This is a genomic window from Candidatus Omnitrophota bacterium, assembly GCA_030695905.1.
In the GTDB taxonomy this organism is placed as follows: domain Bacteria; phylum Omnitrophota; class Gorgyraeia; order 2-01-FULL-45-10; family 2-01-FULL-45-10; genus CAZHPY01.
Window position 1 is genome coordinate 20,626 of sequence record JAUYOL010000027.1, and the last position, 15,875, is coordinate 36,500.

General features: G+C 45.9%; 20 protein-coding genes and 1 riboswitch. Of the genes, 2 read left to right on the forward strand and 18 right to left on the reverse strand.

Annotated elements, in window-relative coordinates; translation table 11 throughout:
• Positions 1-101: 101 nt before the first annotated feature.
• Positions 102-986, reverse strand: coding sequence for an ATP phosphoribosyltransferase (hisG, locus tag Q8R38_04120; protein ID MDP3791213.1), 885 nt, complete (start codon positions 984-986; stop codon positions 102-104).
• Positions 987-1,043: 57 nt separating this feature from the next.
• On the reverse strand, positions 1,044-1,634 hold the full coding sequence (locus Q8R38_04125; protein MDP3791214.1) for a class II aldolase/adducin family protein: 591 nt from the start codon (positions 1,632-1,634) through the stop codon (positions 1,044-1,046).
• Between the two features lie 238 nt (positions 1,635-1,872).
• On the opposite strand from Q8R38_04125, the gene Q8R38_04130 reads away from it, so the two are divergent.
• Positions 1,873-3,153, forward strand: coding sequence for an IS256 family transposase (locus Q8R38_04130; GenBank protein ID MDP3791215.1), 1,281 nt, complete (start codon positions 1,873-1,875; stop codon positions 3,151-3,153).
• Between the two features lie 71 nt (positions 3,154-3,224).
• A complete protein-coding gene (locus Q8R38_04135) occupies positions 3,225-4,424 on the forward strand; it encodes a SurA N-terminal domain-containing protein (GenBank protein MDP3791216.1) in 1,200 nt (399 codons plus the stop codon).
• A gap of 9 nt (positions 4,425-4,433) precedes the next feature.
• Here Q8R38_04135 and amrS read toward each other — a convergent pair whose 3' ends face one another.
• From amrS to Q8R38_04215, 16 genes are all read right to left on the reverse strand, one after another.
• Positions 4,434-5,285 carry an AmmeMemoRadiSam system radical SAM enzyme gene (gene amrS, locus Q8R38_04140; protein ID MDP3791217.1) on the reverse strand — a complete coding sequence of 284 codons (852 nt, stop codon included), beginning with the start codon at positions 5,283-5,285 and terminating at the stop codon, positions 4,434-4,436.
• A complete protein-coding gene (nrdR, locus tag Q8R38_04145) occupies positions 5,282-5,731 on the reverse strand; it encodes a transcriptional regulator NrdR (protein MDP3791218.1) in 450 nt (149 codons plus the stop codon). Before nrdR ends, amrS begins: the two co-directional genes overlap by 4 nt.
• Positions 5,732-5,878, reverse strand: coding sequence for a hypothetical protein (locus tag Q8R38_04150; protein MDP3791219.1), 147 nt, complete (start codon positions 5,876-5,878; stop codon positions 5,732-5,734).
• A 40-nt stretch (positions 5,879-5,918) separates the two neighbouring features.
• Entirely contained in the window at positions 5,919-6,407 is a 489-nt protein-coding gene (locus tag Q8R38_04155; GenBank protein MDP3791220.1) for a cytidine/deoxycytidylate deaminase family protein, read from the reverse strand.
• Positions 6,407-7,693 carry a serine hydroxymethyltransferase gene (gene glyA / locus Q8R38_04160; protein ID MDP3791221.1) on the reverse strand — a complete coding sequence of 429 codons (1,287 nt, stop codon included), beginning with the start codon at positions 7,691-7,693 and terminating at the stop codon, positions 6,407-6,409. The genes Q8R38_04155 and glyA overlap by 1 nt, the downstream gene beginning before the upstream one ends.
• Positions 7,690-8,148, reverse strand: a complete 459-nt coding sequence (gene rpiB, locus Q8R38_04165) for a ribose 5-phosphate isomerase B (GenBank protein ID MDP3791222.1) — start codon at positions 8,146-8,148, stop codon at positions 7,690-7,692. The genes glyA and rpiB overlap by 4 nt, the downstream gene beginning before the upstream one ends.
• A 22-nt stretch (positions 8,149-8,170) precedes the next feature.
• The gene (locus tag Q8R38_04170; GenBank protein ID MDP3791223.1) at positions 8,171-8,644 is read right to left on the reverse strand and encodes a low molecular weight protein arginine phosphatase; all 474 of its coding nucleotides are present in this window, start codon (positions 8,642-8,644) and stop codon (positions 8,171-8,173) included.
• Positions 8,645-8,649: 5 nt separating this feature from the next.
• Positions 8,650-9,258: an L-threonylcarbamoyladenylate synthase gene (locus tag Q8R38_04175; protein MDP3791224.1), complete on the reverse strand. Its 609-nt coding sequence runs from the start codon at positions 9,256-9,258 to the stop codon at positions 8,650-8,652.
• A complete protein-coding gene (purE, locus tag Q8R38_04180) occupies positions 9,218-9,715 on the reverse strand; it encodes a 5-(carboxyamino)imidazole ribonucleotide mutase (GenBank protein ID MDP3791225.1) in 498 nt (165 codons plus the stop codon). Before purE ends, Q8R38_04175 begins: the two co-directional genes overlap by 41 nt.
• A 17-nt stretch (positions 9,716-9,732) precedes the next feature.
• Positions 9,733-11,025, reverse strand: coding sequence for a phosphoribosylamine--glycine ligase (gene purD, locus Q8R38_04185; protein MDP3791226.1), 1,293 nt, complete (start codon positions 11,023-11,025; stop codon positions 9,733-9,735).
• Positions 11,022-12,020: a phosphoribosylformylglycinamidine cyclo-ligase gene (gene purM, locus Q8R38_04190; protein ID MDP3791227.1), complete on the reverse strand. Its 999-nt coding sequence runs from the start codon at positions 12,018-12,020 to the stop codon at positions 11,022-11,024. Before purM ends, purD begins: the two co-directional genes overlap by 4 nt.
• Positions 12,020-12,724, reverse strand: a complete 705-nt coding sequence (locus tag Q8R38_04195) for a phosphoribosylaminoimidazolesuccinocarboxamide synthase (protein MDP3791228.1) — start codon at positions 12,722-12,724, stop codon at positions 12,020-12,022. The genes purM and Q8R38_04195 overlap by 1 nt, the downstream gene beginning before the upstream one ends.
• On the reverse strand, positions 12,724-14,016 hold the full coding sequence (purB, locus tag Q8R38_04200; protein ID MDP3791229.1) for an adenylosuccinate lyase: 1,293 nt from the start codon (positions 14,014-14,016) through the stop codon (positions 12,724-12,726). The genes Q8R38_04195 and purB overlap by 1 nt, the downstream gene beginning before the upstream one ends.
• A 72-nt stretch (positions 14,017-14,088) precedes the next feature.
• Positions 14,089-14,670: a hypothetical protein gene (locus tag Q8R38_04205; GenBank protein ID MDP3791230.1), complete on the reverse strand. Its 582-nt coding sequence runs from the start codon at positions 14,668-14,670 to the stop codon at positions 14,089-14,091.
• A 93-nt stretch (positions 14,671-14,763) separates the two neighbouring features.
• Positions 14,764-14,862, reverse strand: a riboswitch (cyclic di-GMP riboswitch).
• Positions 14,863-14,913: 51 nt separating this feature from the next.
• Positions 14,914-15,072 (reverse strand): hypothetical protein, encoded by a 159-nt coding sequence (locus Q8R38_04210; protein MDP3791231.1) that lies wholly within the window; start codon positions 15,070-15,072, stop codon positions 14,914-14,916.
• 16 nt (positions 15,073-15,088) lie between these two features.
• Complete coding sequence (locus Q8R38_04215; protein MDP3791232.1) at positions 15,089-15,628, reverse strand: Hsp20/alpha crystallin family protein; 540 nt, start codon at positions 15,626-15,628, stop codon at positions 15,089-15,091.
• Positions 15,629-15,875: the final 247 nt, after the last annotated feature.

A 15,875-nucleotide genomic window follows, 5' to 3' on the forward strand; every position in this document is an offset into this window, starting at 1 on the left:
TCTTTTTTTGTGGCGATTTAATCTCATTCTCTTTTTTCTCTTATGCTTCGCCATCTTCGCTCTTTTTCTTTTTCTGCCGCAAGGCATGAACGACTCACCTCCTAATATATTACTTTATTCAGCGGATACTCGATAATACCTTGAGCTCCGGCTCTTTTTAATTCCGGAATTATCCTTTTCGCGGTCTTTTCGTCTATTATGGTATCTACATCGAACCAATTGGAGTCCGAGAGGGCCGATACCGTAGGATTCTTCATCGCGGGAAGTATACTCAATATGGCCTTCAGGTCATTTTTAGCGACGTTCATCTTTAGTCCGACTTTCTCTTCGGCAAGTATCGCGCCTTTTAACAGTAACGCGAGATTTTCTATCTTGGCGCGTTTCCAGGGGTTCATCCAGCTTTTGCGGTTCGCTATAAGCTGGGTTGTGGACTCACACACCGTGGCCACTTCTCTTAAATTATTAGCGCGTAAAGACGACCCTGTCTCGGTAACTTCCACTATCGCGTCTATTCCTATGGCCGCTTTCACTTCTGTAGCGCCCCAGGAAAACTCCACTTCGGCTTTCACCTTGTTCTTTTTAAGATATTCCTTTGTGACGCTTACCAGTTCCGTCGCCACACGCTTACCGTTAAGGTCTTTGACGGTCTTCACTTTTGAGCCCTGCGGAACCGCCAGTACCCATCTTACCGGCCTTAAGCTTTGTTTGGCATAAATAAGCTCCGCCACCCTTACCACATTAGATGAATTTTCAAGTATCCAGTCATTGCCGGTAATTCCGCAGTCAAGGATGCCGTCCTCGACATAGCGGGACATCTCCTGCGCCCTGAAAAGTATCGCCTCTATTTCGTCATCGTCTATCGACGGAAAATATGACCTTTCGCTTATGCCGACAAAGAACCCCGCCTTCTTGAACATCCTTACAGTGGCTTCCTGCAGGCTTCCCTTTGGCATACCAAGTTTTAGCTTCTTTATAGCTGCTTTCATTGTAACGCCTTCCTTTGTTAATTATTGAACAATAGTATCATATTAAGATATACGATGTCAATACTGCCCGATCAAAGACACTTTGCCGGCTAATTTCGACAATACATATATCTTGCATGAGCGCTCGAGTACAACAGATCTTTGATACGCCTCCTCAAGATCTTTACCCACAACTATCGCGCCGTGGTTCTTCAGCAAAACCGCGTTATGCTTTTTTATAGCGCCTGCGACCGCATTTGCCAGCTCCCGGCTGCCGGATTTCTTATAACTTATCACGGGGACTTCCGTCGAAAGCGCGCACGCGAATTCATAAGATACAAACCCTAGTTTTTTTATCAGCATGGCAAGGATAGTTCCGTATACGGGATGCGTGTGGATAACGGCCCCGATATCAGCGCGCGCTTTGTAGCACGCTATATGCATAGGTAATTCCACCGAACACGGACCCTTACGGCAGAAGACTTTACCGGTTTTAAGATCCGCTTCATTATAATCGGCCGCGGTGGAGTTTTCTAAAGATACGCCGCTTGCTTTTATATATACCCTGCTGCCAACACGTACGCTTATATTGCCGCCACAGCCCGTTACCAGATTCTGCGCGTATATAAGCTTGCCGTATTTTATAAGTTCGCCCCTAAAATCCTTCATAGTTTGTTACTTTAACACATTAGGCTCGACTTTGTCAAATTCCCCTTCGCTTACAAGCAGGGAATTCCGCGCAAGTCCGAAAAGATAGTGTAAAATATTGTGGACGCTTTTGAAACGTCATTCCCGAATGTTTTTATCGGGAATCCATAAAAGTTCTTTGAAATGTAAATAAAAAAGGTATATCCTCACGGTTATTGTGAATGATAACCGGGTCGTGAAGACCCAAGGAGGATATACCATGAGAAGCGTTAACTTCTCACAGAGTAGTGTAGCAATTCAGTATCAATATTTAAAGAGGAATTTGCGAGAGCTTGGAATGTTGGGGGTATTCGATAATTTTGAATCTAGTGCCCATCGAGTGGTACAAGAGTATATTCAAAAAGGTATATATGAAGAATTTAAGCTGCAGATCGGCGCGGGTAGATATGAACATGCGGGCTCGAGGAGACTCGATGAGCGCAAGGGAGAGTATGGGCGCTTTTTCACCACAACATTCGGCACCAGCCGGATCGATATACCCAGAACTCGTGACGGACTAAAGATAACATATTCGCTCTTTAGCAAGTACCAGAGAAGACAGCAGAAGTTTGACGATACGGTAGTGCTATCGATGATATTAGGCTTATCTACCCGCAAGCAGCGCAAGTTCTTCAAGGCCTTCATAGGCGACTCCGTAAGCCACGGCACAGCATCAAAGTTGTTAAGGAATCTTGAAGGTGACCTTGCTGAATACAGAACTCGTACTATTGAGGATAAGTATAAATATCTTCTCATAGACGGCCTCTGGGTAAGCGTAATATCGAATGGCCGCCTTCGGAAGATGGTGATATTGTTCGTCCTGGGAATCACCATGGATAACAAGAAAGAGATCATAGCTTTTAAGCTGGCTAAGGGCGAGACCGAACGCGAAGTATCCGGCTTACTCAATGATATCTATAGACGTGGCTTAGAGGGTAAGCACTTAAAGGTAGTAGCAAGTGATGGGGCGCAAGGTATAAGGCAGGGCATATCGCTCGTGTATCCGTACGCAAAATGGCAGCTATGTCATACGCATAAGCTACGGAATTTATCGAGCAACGTTAGACACAAGGTATCGCACAGAAGGAAGATGATGGCCCAGGCTTCCCGGATATGCCGGTCCGGGTCAAGACGACAGGCCATTAAACGCTTCATGCGATTCTGTGACAAGTGGCACAGTGTTGAACCAAAGGCTATCAGGTGCCTTGAGAAGGACTTTTACGATACCATTGTCTATTATGACTTCTTCGAAGATAAGAACTTTATAAGCACCACCAATCATATAGAGAGAGATCTTGAAGAAGTGCGTAGACGTATCAAGATACAAGGTTACTTCAAATCAGAACAAAGCTTAAACCTGTGGATCTATGGCATAATAAGCCAGTTTAGAGAAGAGCAACGTGAGGACGCGCCTAAATACATATTTACATTAGTCGAGGAGTCATTTATAGATTCCCGCTTTCGCGGGAATGACAAACACGAAAGCGTCCAATTATCTTGACACTACTTCCGAAAATTTCTTGTAGACGAAGCGAAATTTTGCTGTATAATATCGAAAAAGGAGCGCTATTAATGCTTAAACTATTCAGGAAAAAATTTGTAAGCAGGCTTATATTGTGGAGCCTTCTGATATTGATCCTGCCCGCTTTTGTAATGTGGGGCAGTGCCAGCATGTCCCGATCCAAAGACAAGGGCCCTACCTATGTGGGCATGGCCAGCGGGAAAAAGGTATCGTTTGACGATCTATATATAGCCATGTCCGGGGTAAGGAGCCAGATCATACTGAACTATTTCAACCAGCCTCAAGTGCTTGAAGCGCTTTTAACCAACAGGCCCATGCTCGCGAAGATAGCCTGGGACAGGGTTCTTCTGCTGGACGAAGCGAAGAAATTACGGATAAAATCATCGGATAAAGAAGTTGTAGAATTTATAAGAAGCCATCCCCTATTCTTAAGAAATGGCGTATTTGATGAAAATTTTTACTCATATATGCTGCGCAATAATATAGGGTTGGAGCCAAGAGCATTCGAAGAGATCGTAAGAGACAACATTATAATACAAAAATTATCGGCACAGCTCACCAAGGATATAAAGACAACTGATGATGACGTGCTTTCGGAATACAAAAAAGAATTCGCGAAAATAAAAATAGCGTACATACTTATGGAACCAAAGGATTTTCTTGACCAGGCCAAGGTAGATGAAAACGCGGCAAAAGAATTCTATGAAAAGCATAAAAGCGAGCTCATGCTAAAATCGAATTTAAAAGGCGCTCTTCCGGACCGCAGCGCCACATTCGAGGAGTCCAAAGACACGATAGAGAAATTCATAAAAGAGGTCGAGGCAAGAAAGATACTTAAGATAAAGAGCGAAGAGCTGTACGGCAAACTCCTGGAACGCATGAGGGAAAAGAATGAGACATTTGAGAAGGCGGCCTCGCAGTTAAAGTTGACCGTGAAAAACACCGATTTCTTCTCAAGGGCCGATAAGATCGACGATATCGGGGATATCCCTGTGGTAGCCGGAATAGGCTCGGAATTGAAACTTTTCGAAGTATCTAAGCCTGTCGAAATAACCAAGGGCATAATAATATTTGAAGTGGCCCAGAGAAAAGATCCTGACGAAGAAGCGTTCAAGAAAGAGAAAGACGAATATGCGAAAAAGGTGCAGGAGCAAAAGTCCAATACCTTTATGGAAGACCACTTAAGAAAACTTGAGGGCGCGGCTTCGCTTGCTATAAAGCTGGAAGAGATAGATAAGTATTACAGATAAATTTGTGATTTATATATTACCTACGTATACGTACTTCAGTTTTTCTTTCGCTATTTGTTCCGCCATTTTTAAAGTTTCTATAGGCGTAGGGGGCAGGGTAGCTTTATAACAGGGAAAATACCGCGAAAAGTGCAGCGGCACCCCGGCGCCCAGATTCTTATATATCCAATCAACCATACCTCTTATCATAACTTCAGAATCGTTTAATGTCGGTATTATAAGATTGGTAAGCTCTATGTGGCATTTCTTGGCGGCTGTCTTTATAACCTCGAGCACGGGGCCGAGAGAGCCCTTGCAAGCCTTTACATAAAAATCTTCATCGAACGCCTTTAAATCTATATTCATCGCGTCTACCAACGGCAGCATCTCTTTAAGCGGCTCTATATTCACAAAACCGTTGGTGATAAGCACATTCTTTAAATTATTCGCTTTCGCGAGCTTTGCGGTATCGAGGACAAATTCATACCATATGAAAGGCTCGTTGTAAGTGTAGGCTATGCCGAACGAGCCAAGTTCTTTCGCGCGGGCAACTACTTCTTCGGAAGTGATATCTTCCGTAGGGCCGTCTACTTCCTGCGAGATATGCCAGTTCTGGCAAAACATACAGTGAAGATTACAGCCTCTGGTGCCTAAGGATAATATGTATTCGCCGGGATGATAATGATATAGTGGTTTCTTTTCTATCGGATCGAGGGCCATTCCCGTGGTCTTGCCGTAAACTAACGTGTAGAGCGTACCGTCCTTATTTAATCTGACGCCGCAGGCGCCCCTGCCGCCGGAAGCTATGCTGCATTCATACGGACATAAGTGGCAGCGCACTCTTTTTGAATCTAGCTTCTCGTAATATAACGCTTCTTTCATTTTAGGAAGGTTTTGAGTTCCTTCATGAACTGGCCGACATCCCTGAACTGCCTATAGACGGACGCAAACCTGACATACGCTATCTCATCTATGGTGTGAAGGCCCTTCATGACGAGTTCGCCTATCTCTTTTGACGCCACTTCTCTTTCATACTGTTTTTGTATCTGTATCTCTATATCATCTACTAATCGCTCTATGCGTTTTAAGCTTACGGGTCTCTTTTCACACGCGACAAGGACTCCGTTCATCAGCTTTTCCCTGTCGAAAGGTTCATGCCGCCCGTCCTTTTTTATTACCATCAGCGAAATGCGTTCGACATACTCGTATGTGGTAAATCTATGCTTGCATTTCAGGCATTCCCTGCGGCGGCGGACACTCGCGGCGTTCTTCGACATCCTCGAGTCTATTACACTGTCTTTTTTATTTCCGCAATATGGGCAACGCATTTAAAACTGGCTCCTCACTTTGGCCACTCCCAGATCATCCATGCCAACAGATGTGCTTTGGCTGACATAAAGCCCGCCTTCTTTAAGCTGCGTTCCACCGCATCCGGATAAGATCAAACAAACAGCTGCCACTATAAATATTTTCATATTCTGGAGACGCTTTCCAAGCGCATCGGGAAACTGCCCCCTATTTGACCACTCTAACTTTTACCTTAGCTTCGTCCAAGAACTTGCGCGCCATCTTGTCTGGATAATCACCCTTTATTATTACTTCTCTTATGCCGGCATTGATGATCATCTTAGCGCAAATTATGCAGGGCTGCGTCGTGCAGTATAAAGTCGCCCCTTTCAGGCTCGTCCCATGCAGCGCTGCCTGAAGAAATGAATTTTGTTCCCCATGAAGGCCGCGGCAAAGTTCGTGCCTCTCTCCTGACGGTATCTTTAATTTTTCGCGGATGCAGCCCGTCTCGCTGCAATGCGCTATCTCCCTGGGCGCGCCGTTATAACCTGTGGCAAGTATCCTTTTATCCTTTACAAGCACGGCTCCGACTTTGCGGCGTAAACATGTGGAACGTTTTGAAACGAGATCCGCTATGCCGAGAAAATATTCATCCCAGGTCGGACGGTCATCTTTCGGGGTTTGAGGTTTGAGGTTTGAGGTTCGCTTGTTTTTCATTATTTTTCTAATCTCCTAATCAATCCTTTGTATAACGGGAACTCTCTTACAAGCGATGTAACTTTTTTTCGAACTTCCTGAATATTCTTCTGGCTATCCGGATCGCTTAACACTTTATCGATAAGGCGCGCTATCTTTTTCATTTGCGGCTCTTCCATCCCGCGCGTCGTTATTGCCGGTGTGCCTATGCGTATGCCGGAAGCGACAAAAGGAGACTGCGTATCATATGGTATAAGGTTTTTGTTTACGGTGATGCCGGTCTTATCCAGGGCCGTTGCGGCGGCCTTGCCCGTTATATTCTTTTTCGTTAGATCCACTAAGAACAAATGCGTGTCTGTGCCGCCGGCGACTATCCTATAGCCCAAGATTGCCATCTCTTGTGATAATGCCTTGCAGTTCTTCAAAATTTGAGCCTGATATTTTTTAAACTCCGGCTTGAGCGCCTCTTTGAAACATACAGCCTTCGCCGCTATTACATGCATCAGGGGCCCGCCCTGAAGTCCGGGGAATACCTCCATGTCTATCTTCTTCGCGAATTCCTTGCGGCACATTATAAATCCGCCGCGCGGGCCTCTTAAAGTCTTATGTGTCGTGGAAGTGACAAATTCGGCGTACTCGATCGGATTTTGGTGCAACCCGGCGGCAATAAGCCCGGCGATATGCGCTATGTCAACAAAAAGGAACGCGCCGACAGAATCGGCTATGGCCCTGAATTTTTTAAAATCTATGGCACGCGGATAAGCGGACGCGCCGGCCAGTATCATCTTCGGTTTATGTTTTTTTGCAAGCTCTCCTATCTGGTCATAATCGAGCGTTTCTGTGGTATGGCTAACTCCGTACGGCACAATATCATAAAATCTTCCGGAGAAGTTGTGCGGGTTGCCGTGTGATAAGTGGCCTCCGCAGGCCAAGTCCATGGCCAAAACCGTATATCGCCCGGAAGAATACCCTCTTTCTTTAAGCAGGTCCGCTACCGCAAGATACACCGCGAAGTTGGCGGGAGTGCCGGCGTGCGGCTGAACATTTACATGTTCGGCGCCAAAAAGTTTTTTCGCTCTCTCTATGGCTATGGCTTCGACATCATCCACGTATTCACATCCGTTATACCAGCGTGCTTTCGGGTAACCCTCGGCGTATTTATTGGTAAGGACCGACCCTTGAGCCTCAAGCACGGCCTCGCTGACAAAGTTCTCGCTCGCGATTAACTCGATATTATTATTCTCGCGCTTAGTTTCGTTTAGAATAGCTTTATATATTTGGTTATCCTCTTTTTTCAGAAGGCTCATCTGATCTTTCCTTTCAGCCTTGATTCGATCTGTCTTATCTGTTTAACGCGCCTGGCGTGCCGCTGGCCAATATGTTTTGTTGAAAGCCATATCTTCACTAATTCTTTCGCTTCTCTAAATTTTGTATAATCCGCGGCCAGGACGAGTATGTTGCAATCGTTATGCTCTCTGGAAGATCTTGCCATCGCCCTGTCATAACAGGCGGCCGCCCTTATGCCATGCAGCTTATTCGCGATTATCGCCATTCCGACGCCGCTTCTGCATATAAGAATACCTTTGTCGGCCTTTCCTTTGCTTACCGCTTGCGCGACGTCAAATCCTATCAAAGGATAGTCGCAGGATTCTTTCGAATGCGTGCCGAAATCTTCTACCGCGTATTTCTCGCTCTTCAGAAATTTTATTATCTTATTCTTCAATTCATATCCGCCATGATCACTACCTATAACTATTCTCACTTTTATACTCCCTTTCACTATATTAAAGGATCTTAGCGACCCTACTCATCTCTTCTTTTATTGTTAAAAGCACTTCTTCGTAAAATCCCCGATCTCTCCCTATGGGATCGGCTATATCGATATCTTCGCAAGCCTTCTGATCATGCTTTAAACCAAACTGTTTCAAAATGTGCACCTTCGAAGCGGCATGCGGCACTCTGGTAATGATATCATCCATATGGTGGCCCGCCATTACGAGTATAAGGTCCGCTTTCTTTATATGATCTTCCGTAAGGCTCCTTGACCGGAATCCGGAAACGTCAATACCTTCTTTTTTCATGACCTCTATGGTCTCTTTAGTCGGCGCCATACCGTCAATGGCATGAACTCCGGCAGATATAACTTCGATATCGCTCTTACCGAGTTCTTTAAGATATTTTTTCAGCAACCCGTCCGCCATTATGGAGCGGCAACTGTTGCCGGTGCAAACCAAAAGAACCGATTTAATATTCTTCATATAAATTAATTAAAAAATTTCACAAGCTCTTCTTTTTTAACGGCGCCTTCTCTTAAAATTTTGGGGGGACTTACCGTTAAGTCCACTACCGTAGACTCTATCCCTACATCCGTAGCGCCGCTATCAAGAAGCATGTCTATCTTTCCATCCAGGTCCTTCAGTACTTCACCGGCGGACTTCGGAGGCTTATTGCCGCTTAAATTAGCGCTGGGCGCTACTATAGGGACACCCGCGGCTTTTATCAGCTCCAGAGCCACTAAGTTTGCCGGCGCCCTAAAACCCAGCGTATTGCCGCCGTCCGATTTAAGAATTATCGTAAGCGGTCCGGGCCAGAACTTGCTTATAAGTATGAGCGCCTCTTTCGTCACGGTACAGCCCAAAGACTCTATCATTTTAATATCGGCTATATGGACCGTGAAAGGCTTATTTTTAGGACGCCCTTTTATGCTGTACAGGCTCTCTATGGCTTTTTCGTCGAGAAAGTTGGCGGCGATCCCATAAACTGTCTCGGTGGGAAAAGCTACGAGCTTGCCCTCTCTCACCGCTTTCGCGGCAGACTCTATAAGGTCTTTCTCAGGACTTTTTGGGTTTATTTTTACTACGTACGTTTTCAACGAGCAATCTCTTTAGGCCATCGAGTTTTTTCTCTATCGCCTTATCCGAAACACCGAGTATCTGCAGTGCCAATATCCCGGCATTCTTAGCGCCCGCTTTGCCGATAGCGACCGTTGCGACAGGAACTCCCGACGGCATTTGTACCGTGGACAGAAGAGAGTCTATGCCTTTTAACTCCGCTGATTCCATAGGAACGCCTATTACAGGCAGCGTCGTATGGCTTGCGACTACCCCCGCAAGATGCGCGGCGCCTCCGGCGCCGGCGATAATAACCGAAAAGCCATTTTTGCGCGCAGCCTTGGAAAATTTTGCCGTATCATCGGGAGAGCGGTGGGCCGATAGTATCTTGACTTCGCATTCTATGCCATACTCTTTGAGCACCTTCCGGGCTTCGCCCATCGTCGGAAGATCCGAATCGCTTCCCATTATAATAGCAACTTTATGTTTTTTCGGCATGTAATCCCTCCAAAGTGTTAATTATTCGCTGTGGCCCTATATCCTATATCCCTGCGATAATGCATCCTGTCAAAATTTATCTTCCCGACAGCATTATAGCAGTTATCGATTGCGGTCTTTATATCGCTGCCTAAGGCGGTAACGTTTAGGACCCTGCCGCCATTGGTTATAAAAGTAGAGTTGCCGTCCGCGAGCCTGCGACCTTTTTTTGTACCGGCGTGAAATATAACCACATCTTTAAGCGCTTTCGCGAATTCCAGATCTTTTATCTCTATGCCTTTTTGATAATCGCCCGGATACCCGCCTGACGCCACCACCACCGAAACACATGGCCGCGCGTCCCACTGAAGGCTGTATCCCGCAAGCTTTCCATCAATGGCTTTTTCAATAACTTCAACAAGATCGCTCTTTAACCTCGGCAATATAGCCTGGGTCTCCGGATCACCGAATCTTGTATTAAACTCTAAGACTTTGGGGCCGTCTTTCGTTACCATTATACCGGCATATAGAACGCCTTTATAAGGCTTACCGAGCTTGGCCAATGTCTTTATCACAGGCCAGACTACTCTATCCATTATATCTTCAAAAAGCGCTTCGGTAACTACAGGGGCCGGCGAATAAGCACCCATGCCGCCCGTATTGAGCCCTTTGTCGCCGTCGAATATCCTTTTGTGGTCCTGGCTTGAGGCAAGACTTACTACATTTTTGCCGTCGGAGATAACTATTATGGACGCTTCCTCGCCTATAAGGCAGTCCTCTATGATTACGTTATTCGCCGCGTCGCCAAATGCTCTTTTTACCATCATATCTTTTACGGCGTCGGTGGCTTCTGTAATGGTCTTGCAGACTACCACACCTTTGCCGGCACATAAACCATCGGCCTTTATCACTACCGGCGGGGCTTTACCCTCCAGATATTTTAACGCTTTATCATACGAGTCGAATACTTTGAAATCCGCGGTTGGGACGCCGGCGCTCTTCATCAGTTCTTTGGCGAATACTTTGCTGCCTTCGAGCAACGCGCAGTCTTTGCTCGGGCCGAATATCCTTAAACCTTTTTTTTCAAATTTATCTACAATGCCCGCCACAAGCGGGCCTTCGGGCCCTACAATCGTTAAATCTATACTCTTTTCTTTGGCAAATTTTATGAGCCCTTCGATATCATCCGCTTTTATATCGACGAGTTCTGCTACCTCCGATATGCCACCGTTACCCGGGGCGCAATATAACTTGCCGCATTTCGGGCTCTGCGCTACCTTCCAACAGATGGCATGTTCACGCCCGCCCGAACCAATTACTAATATTTTCACAGGATCACGACCTCTTTGTTGCCCCTGACGACTCTGCCTATCGCGTGCGCCTTAACACCATTCTGCCCAAGGATCTTTATCGATCTTGCTACATCGCGCTTGGACACCACGATGACCATCCCTATGCCCATGTTGAACGTCCTGTACATCTCCCTGTCTTCGATGCCGCCTTTCTTCTGTATCAGCAAAAATATAGACGGCACCTTCCAGGAATATTTATCTATTTCTATCGCCATGCCTTTCGGGATTATACGCGGTATCTTATCGTAAAAAGCGCCGCCCGTTATATTGGCAATGCCCTTTATATCGACTTTTGCTTTAAGCGCGAGTATCGACTTCGCGTAGAGCTTTGTAGGCCTTAATAACTCTTTCGCGTGCTTTTTCAATTCCTTTGAATTAAGGACTTTGCGCACCAGCGAAAATCCGTTTGAGTGAAGCCCGCTCGACTCTAACCCTATGACTATATCGCCTCTTTTGGTAGTCCTGCCGTCTATAACTTTATTTTTGTCGGTTATTCCCACTCCGAATCCGGCAAGGTCATACTCTCCCTCTTTGTACATCCCCGGCATTTCGGCGGTCTCGCCGCCTATAAGGGCGTAGCCGGCTTCTTTACAGCCCTGGGCTATACCTTTGACGATGTCCCTTAAAACAGAGGATTTTATCTTTCCGGTGGAGACATAATCGAGAAAGAATAGGCCCTGGGCTCCGGAGCAAAGTATGTCATTCGCGCTCATCGCGACCAAGTCTATCCCGACCGTATCATGTTTATCGGCAAGAAACGCTATCTTTAATTTTGTCCCGACTCCGTCAGTGGAGGATACGAGGACCGGATCCTTGAATTTTTTTACATCCGGCTCAAAGAGCCCGCCAAAACTTCCTATACCGCTGACTACGCCTTTTATCTTTGTGGAAGCTGAAAAACGCTTATAATCTTTTACAAGCGCGTTCGCCTTATCTATGTCAACGCCCGCTGTTTTGTACGTAACGGTCTTCATTATTCCATCACCCGGCGCAGGACTTCCTGATACGCGCCCTCGACATTGCCCAGGTCCCTGCGGAATCTATCTTTGTCCAATTTCTCTTTTGTCGTCTTGTCCCAAAGCCTGCAGGTATCCGGCGATATTTCGTCGGCCAGGATGACTTTACCCTTATACCGGCCGAACTCAAGTTTAAAATCCACCAATATAAGGTTTTTTGAGTCAAAAAATTTCTTCATGATCTCGTTTATCTTGTAGGAATATTTCTTTATCGTCGCCAACTCTTTTTCTGTCGCTATCCCCAACGCCTTTACGTGGTCGTCATTTATCAAAGGATCGTGCAGCGCGTCTTCTTTATAGTGCCACTCCAATACGGGCTCTTTTAATATTATGCCTTCGTCCAGGCCCAATAATTTCGACATGCCGCCCGCGACGATATTTCTCATCGTCACTTCTATCGGAACTATCTTGACGCGCTTGACAAGCATATCGCGGTCGGAAAGGCGTTCTACAAAATGCGTCGGTATACCTTTTTTAGAAAGGAGCTTAAATATCTTTTCTGATAACTTATTATTTATGATCCCTTTATTGGTTATGGTGCCGCGCTTTGTAGCGTCGAACGCGGTAGCGTCGTCCTTAAATTCCTGTATGACAAGGTCCTTATCTTCTGTCTCGTATAATTTCTTTGCCTTACCTTCGTATATCTGTTTCAATTTCTCCATTAAATCCCAACCCTCCTGAATATCCTGTCCACATTCTTAATATAGTTTCTTATATCGAACATCTCTTCTATTTCTTTCACGCCCACCAGGGAGCGCACAGCGTCATCCCTAAGAAGCGCGTCTTGAAAATCTATGCCTTCTTTTTTCGCGGTGAATGCGAGCCGCTGCATTACGTCATACGCCTCATTGCGCGTCAAACCTTTGTCGATAAGCACCAACAGTATCTTGCCGGAGAATACAACGCCCTTCGACTTGTTGAGATTTTCGAGCATCCTGTCGGCATTCACGACGAGCTTGGCTACTATATCCGTAAATTTATTAAGCATATAGTCCAGTAGTATGGTGGAATCCGGTAGGATTATTCTCTCGACTGATGAATGTGAAATATCGCGCTCATGCCATAACACCATATCATCCATTGCCGCGTGCGCGTTGGCCCTCAATATCCTGGCAAGGCCCGACACCCTCTCGCAAAGTATCGGATTTCTTTTATGTGGCATCGCGCTGGAACCTTTTTGGGTAGGAGAAAAATATTCTTCCACCTCGCCTATCTCTGTGTGTTGAAGCAATCTAAATTCCGTCGCGAATTTCTCCAAAGATGTGCCCGTAATGGCAATGACGGTCAAAAACTCCGCGTGATGATCACGCTGGATTATCTGTGTGGATATGTGAGCGGCCTTCAGCCCTAATTTTTTGCATGTATACTCTTCGACAAATGGATCTATATTCGCGTATGTTCCTACAGCGCCGGAGATCTTGCCGACACTTACCATCTGCCGGGCTTTCTTCAGCCTCTCAAGATTTCGGTTCATCTCGTCGTAATACAGCGCTATCTTAAGCCCGAATGTCATGGGCTCGGCGTGGACAGAATGGGTTCTGCCCATCATAAGAGTCCTTCTGTGTTTGCGCGCTTTCGATTTCAGTATCCTAAGAAGCTTCTTCACGTCCTCTATCAGTATGTCGCAAGCCTCCTGCATCTGCACCGCAAGCGCGGTATCGAGGACATCGCTTGAAGTAAGGCCCTTGTGTATATACTTCGCGTCATCGCCCACATATTCAGAGACATTCTTTATGAAGGCTATGACATCGTGGTTGGTCTCCTTTTCTATTTCTTTGATCCTGTCGACATTAAAGCGGGCCCTTTTTTGGATCTGGGATAGCGCGCCTTTGGGGATCTTGCCGAGTTTAGTAAGCGCTTCGCAGGCGTATAGCTCAACGTCGAGCATCTTGGCAAAACGATTCTCTTCGCTCCATACACCGGCCATTCTTGGAAGTGAATATCTGGTAATCATAAGCTAAAATATTTTATATTATATAGGCGGGACTGTCAAGAGCTTACACCGGGGGTTGGTGTAGCCATATAATTACACCGGGGCGGTGTATTCCGCCGCCTTTATTTCGCGAGAGGCTATTACAGGATATCCTTTCATGTAAAGTGTGGGCCCGAGAAACCATGCCTTTTGCAGAATCTGGAAAACCTCTTCTTTAGGCATACCAGAGTAGTCTAATTTTATGTAGTACCTCAAAAGCATGTCGGCATAAAGAATGGAGAATTTTTCATACAGCGATCTTTTTGAAATAACATCCTCGAACTTATACCGTCTTAAGCCGGGATAATGCGCCTGCACATCTTTGACCGCTATGGGAGTCAACGCTAAAGGGCCGTACGCCTTATCCCCGGGATGCAGAAACCGAAGCGGGACTTCTTCGCCCGAAGCTTCAAGATAGTTAATGCCTTTTCTAAGATAGCGCCAAAGCTTCGTCCTTGTATACATACCGGCATTGCGCTCATTCAAATCTTTACCTATTGTAATCGCCGCTGGATCTATTAATTGAAGCGGTGCGGTGGCTTTCGGAGGAACTGACCCGGGCATAGCAATGCTTACCGCGCAGAATAGCGCTAAAGCATCTTTATAAAGCGTCGTGATTAGATGATGACTGACCATCGGTCAAGCCCCTTTCTTTACAGAGCCCGCCGAAGAGCAATAAATTAAAAAAGACCCAAGGCAAATTAACCGGGTCTTTCTTAATTCTACCCTTTTGGCAACGCAGCCCCCCGCCGATAAATTTGTTTTTAAAAATCTGGCGGGGCTGTCGCTTTGCGCCCTCACGTTACCGTGAGTTTGCCTTTTTCAATAGGAAATCCAAACTGTCACTACAAGTATATCATGAAACCGTACGAAATCCAATTAATCGGTCGTATTTTCCGCTACGAACTTCTCTATCTCTTTTATATTTTCCAGGATCAGTCTCGCTTTAGCAATTCCGAAGGAAAACGGAAATTTGTCCTCTTCGCTGCGCCTTAAGACCAATATCGGCTTGCCGTTATATTCACTTCTCTCAACCATTTTATCGCTCCTCCTTTTATTTTACGTTTATCTTTACAGGTTCTTCCTTCGGGCTCTTAGCCTTCTTGGGAATAGTTATCTCCAACACTCCGTCCTTATATGTCGCGTTAATCCCCGCCGGCGTCACTTCGCACGGCAGTTCTATCACTTTAGAAAAATTTCCAAAAAATCTTTCCTGTCTGACTACGCCCGGCGATTTTTCGCTTTTTAATATTTCGCGTGAACCGGATATCTTAAGGAACCTGTTATTATCCAGCACGACGTTTATTTTGTCCTTTTCCATGCCGGGCAGGTCCGCTTTTACAATTACGCTTTTATCATTCTGGAGGATATCGACGTAGACATCGCCCCCGAATGTATTCACGGATGTGTCGCCGGTTGCGGGGACAGTGGATACGACTTCTCTTACCAGAAGGTCCATCTCGCGTTTCATCTGGCCGAGCTTTTTACGCAGGATAGCCATGTCCCGGGAGGTATTGTCATCGTCCGTATTTTGAGCATACGCTATAGTAGAAAAAATCACCGCGGCCAACAACAGTATCAATACTCTCTTCATGATTCATCTCCTGAAAATTCTTATCGTCGTCATATGTTACACTATAAAAAAGGCATTGTCAAATAATTATGAGGGATAAAAAATTTCCTCCACCTACAAAAGCCCCCGAGGGATGGGGTACCTCGCGGGAACGCTTACTTTTCCCCTGCGAGGAAAAGTAAGCTCGGACTCATTGCTCGCTCTCCCGCCAAATAATGTAGAATAGCCCTATATGTTATGCGGTAGCCTTGTTTTTAAAGGTATTTGG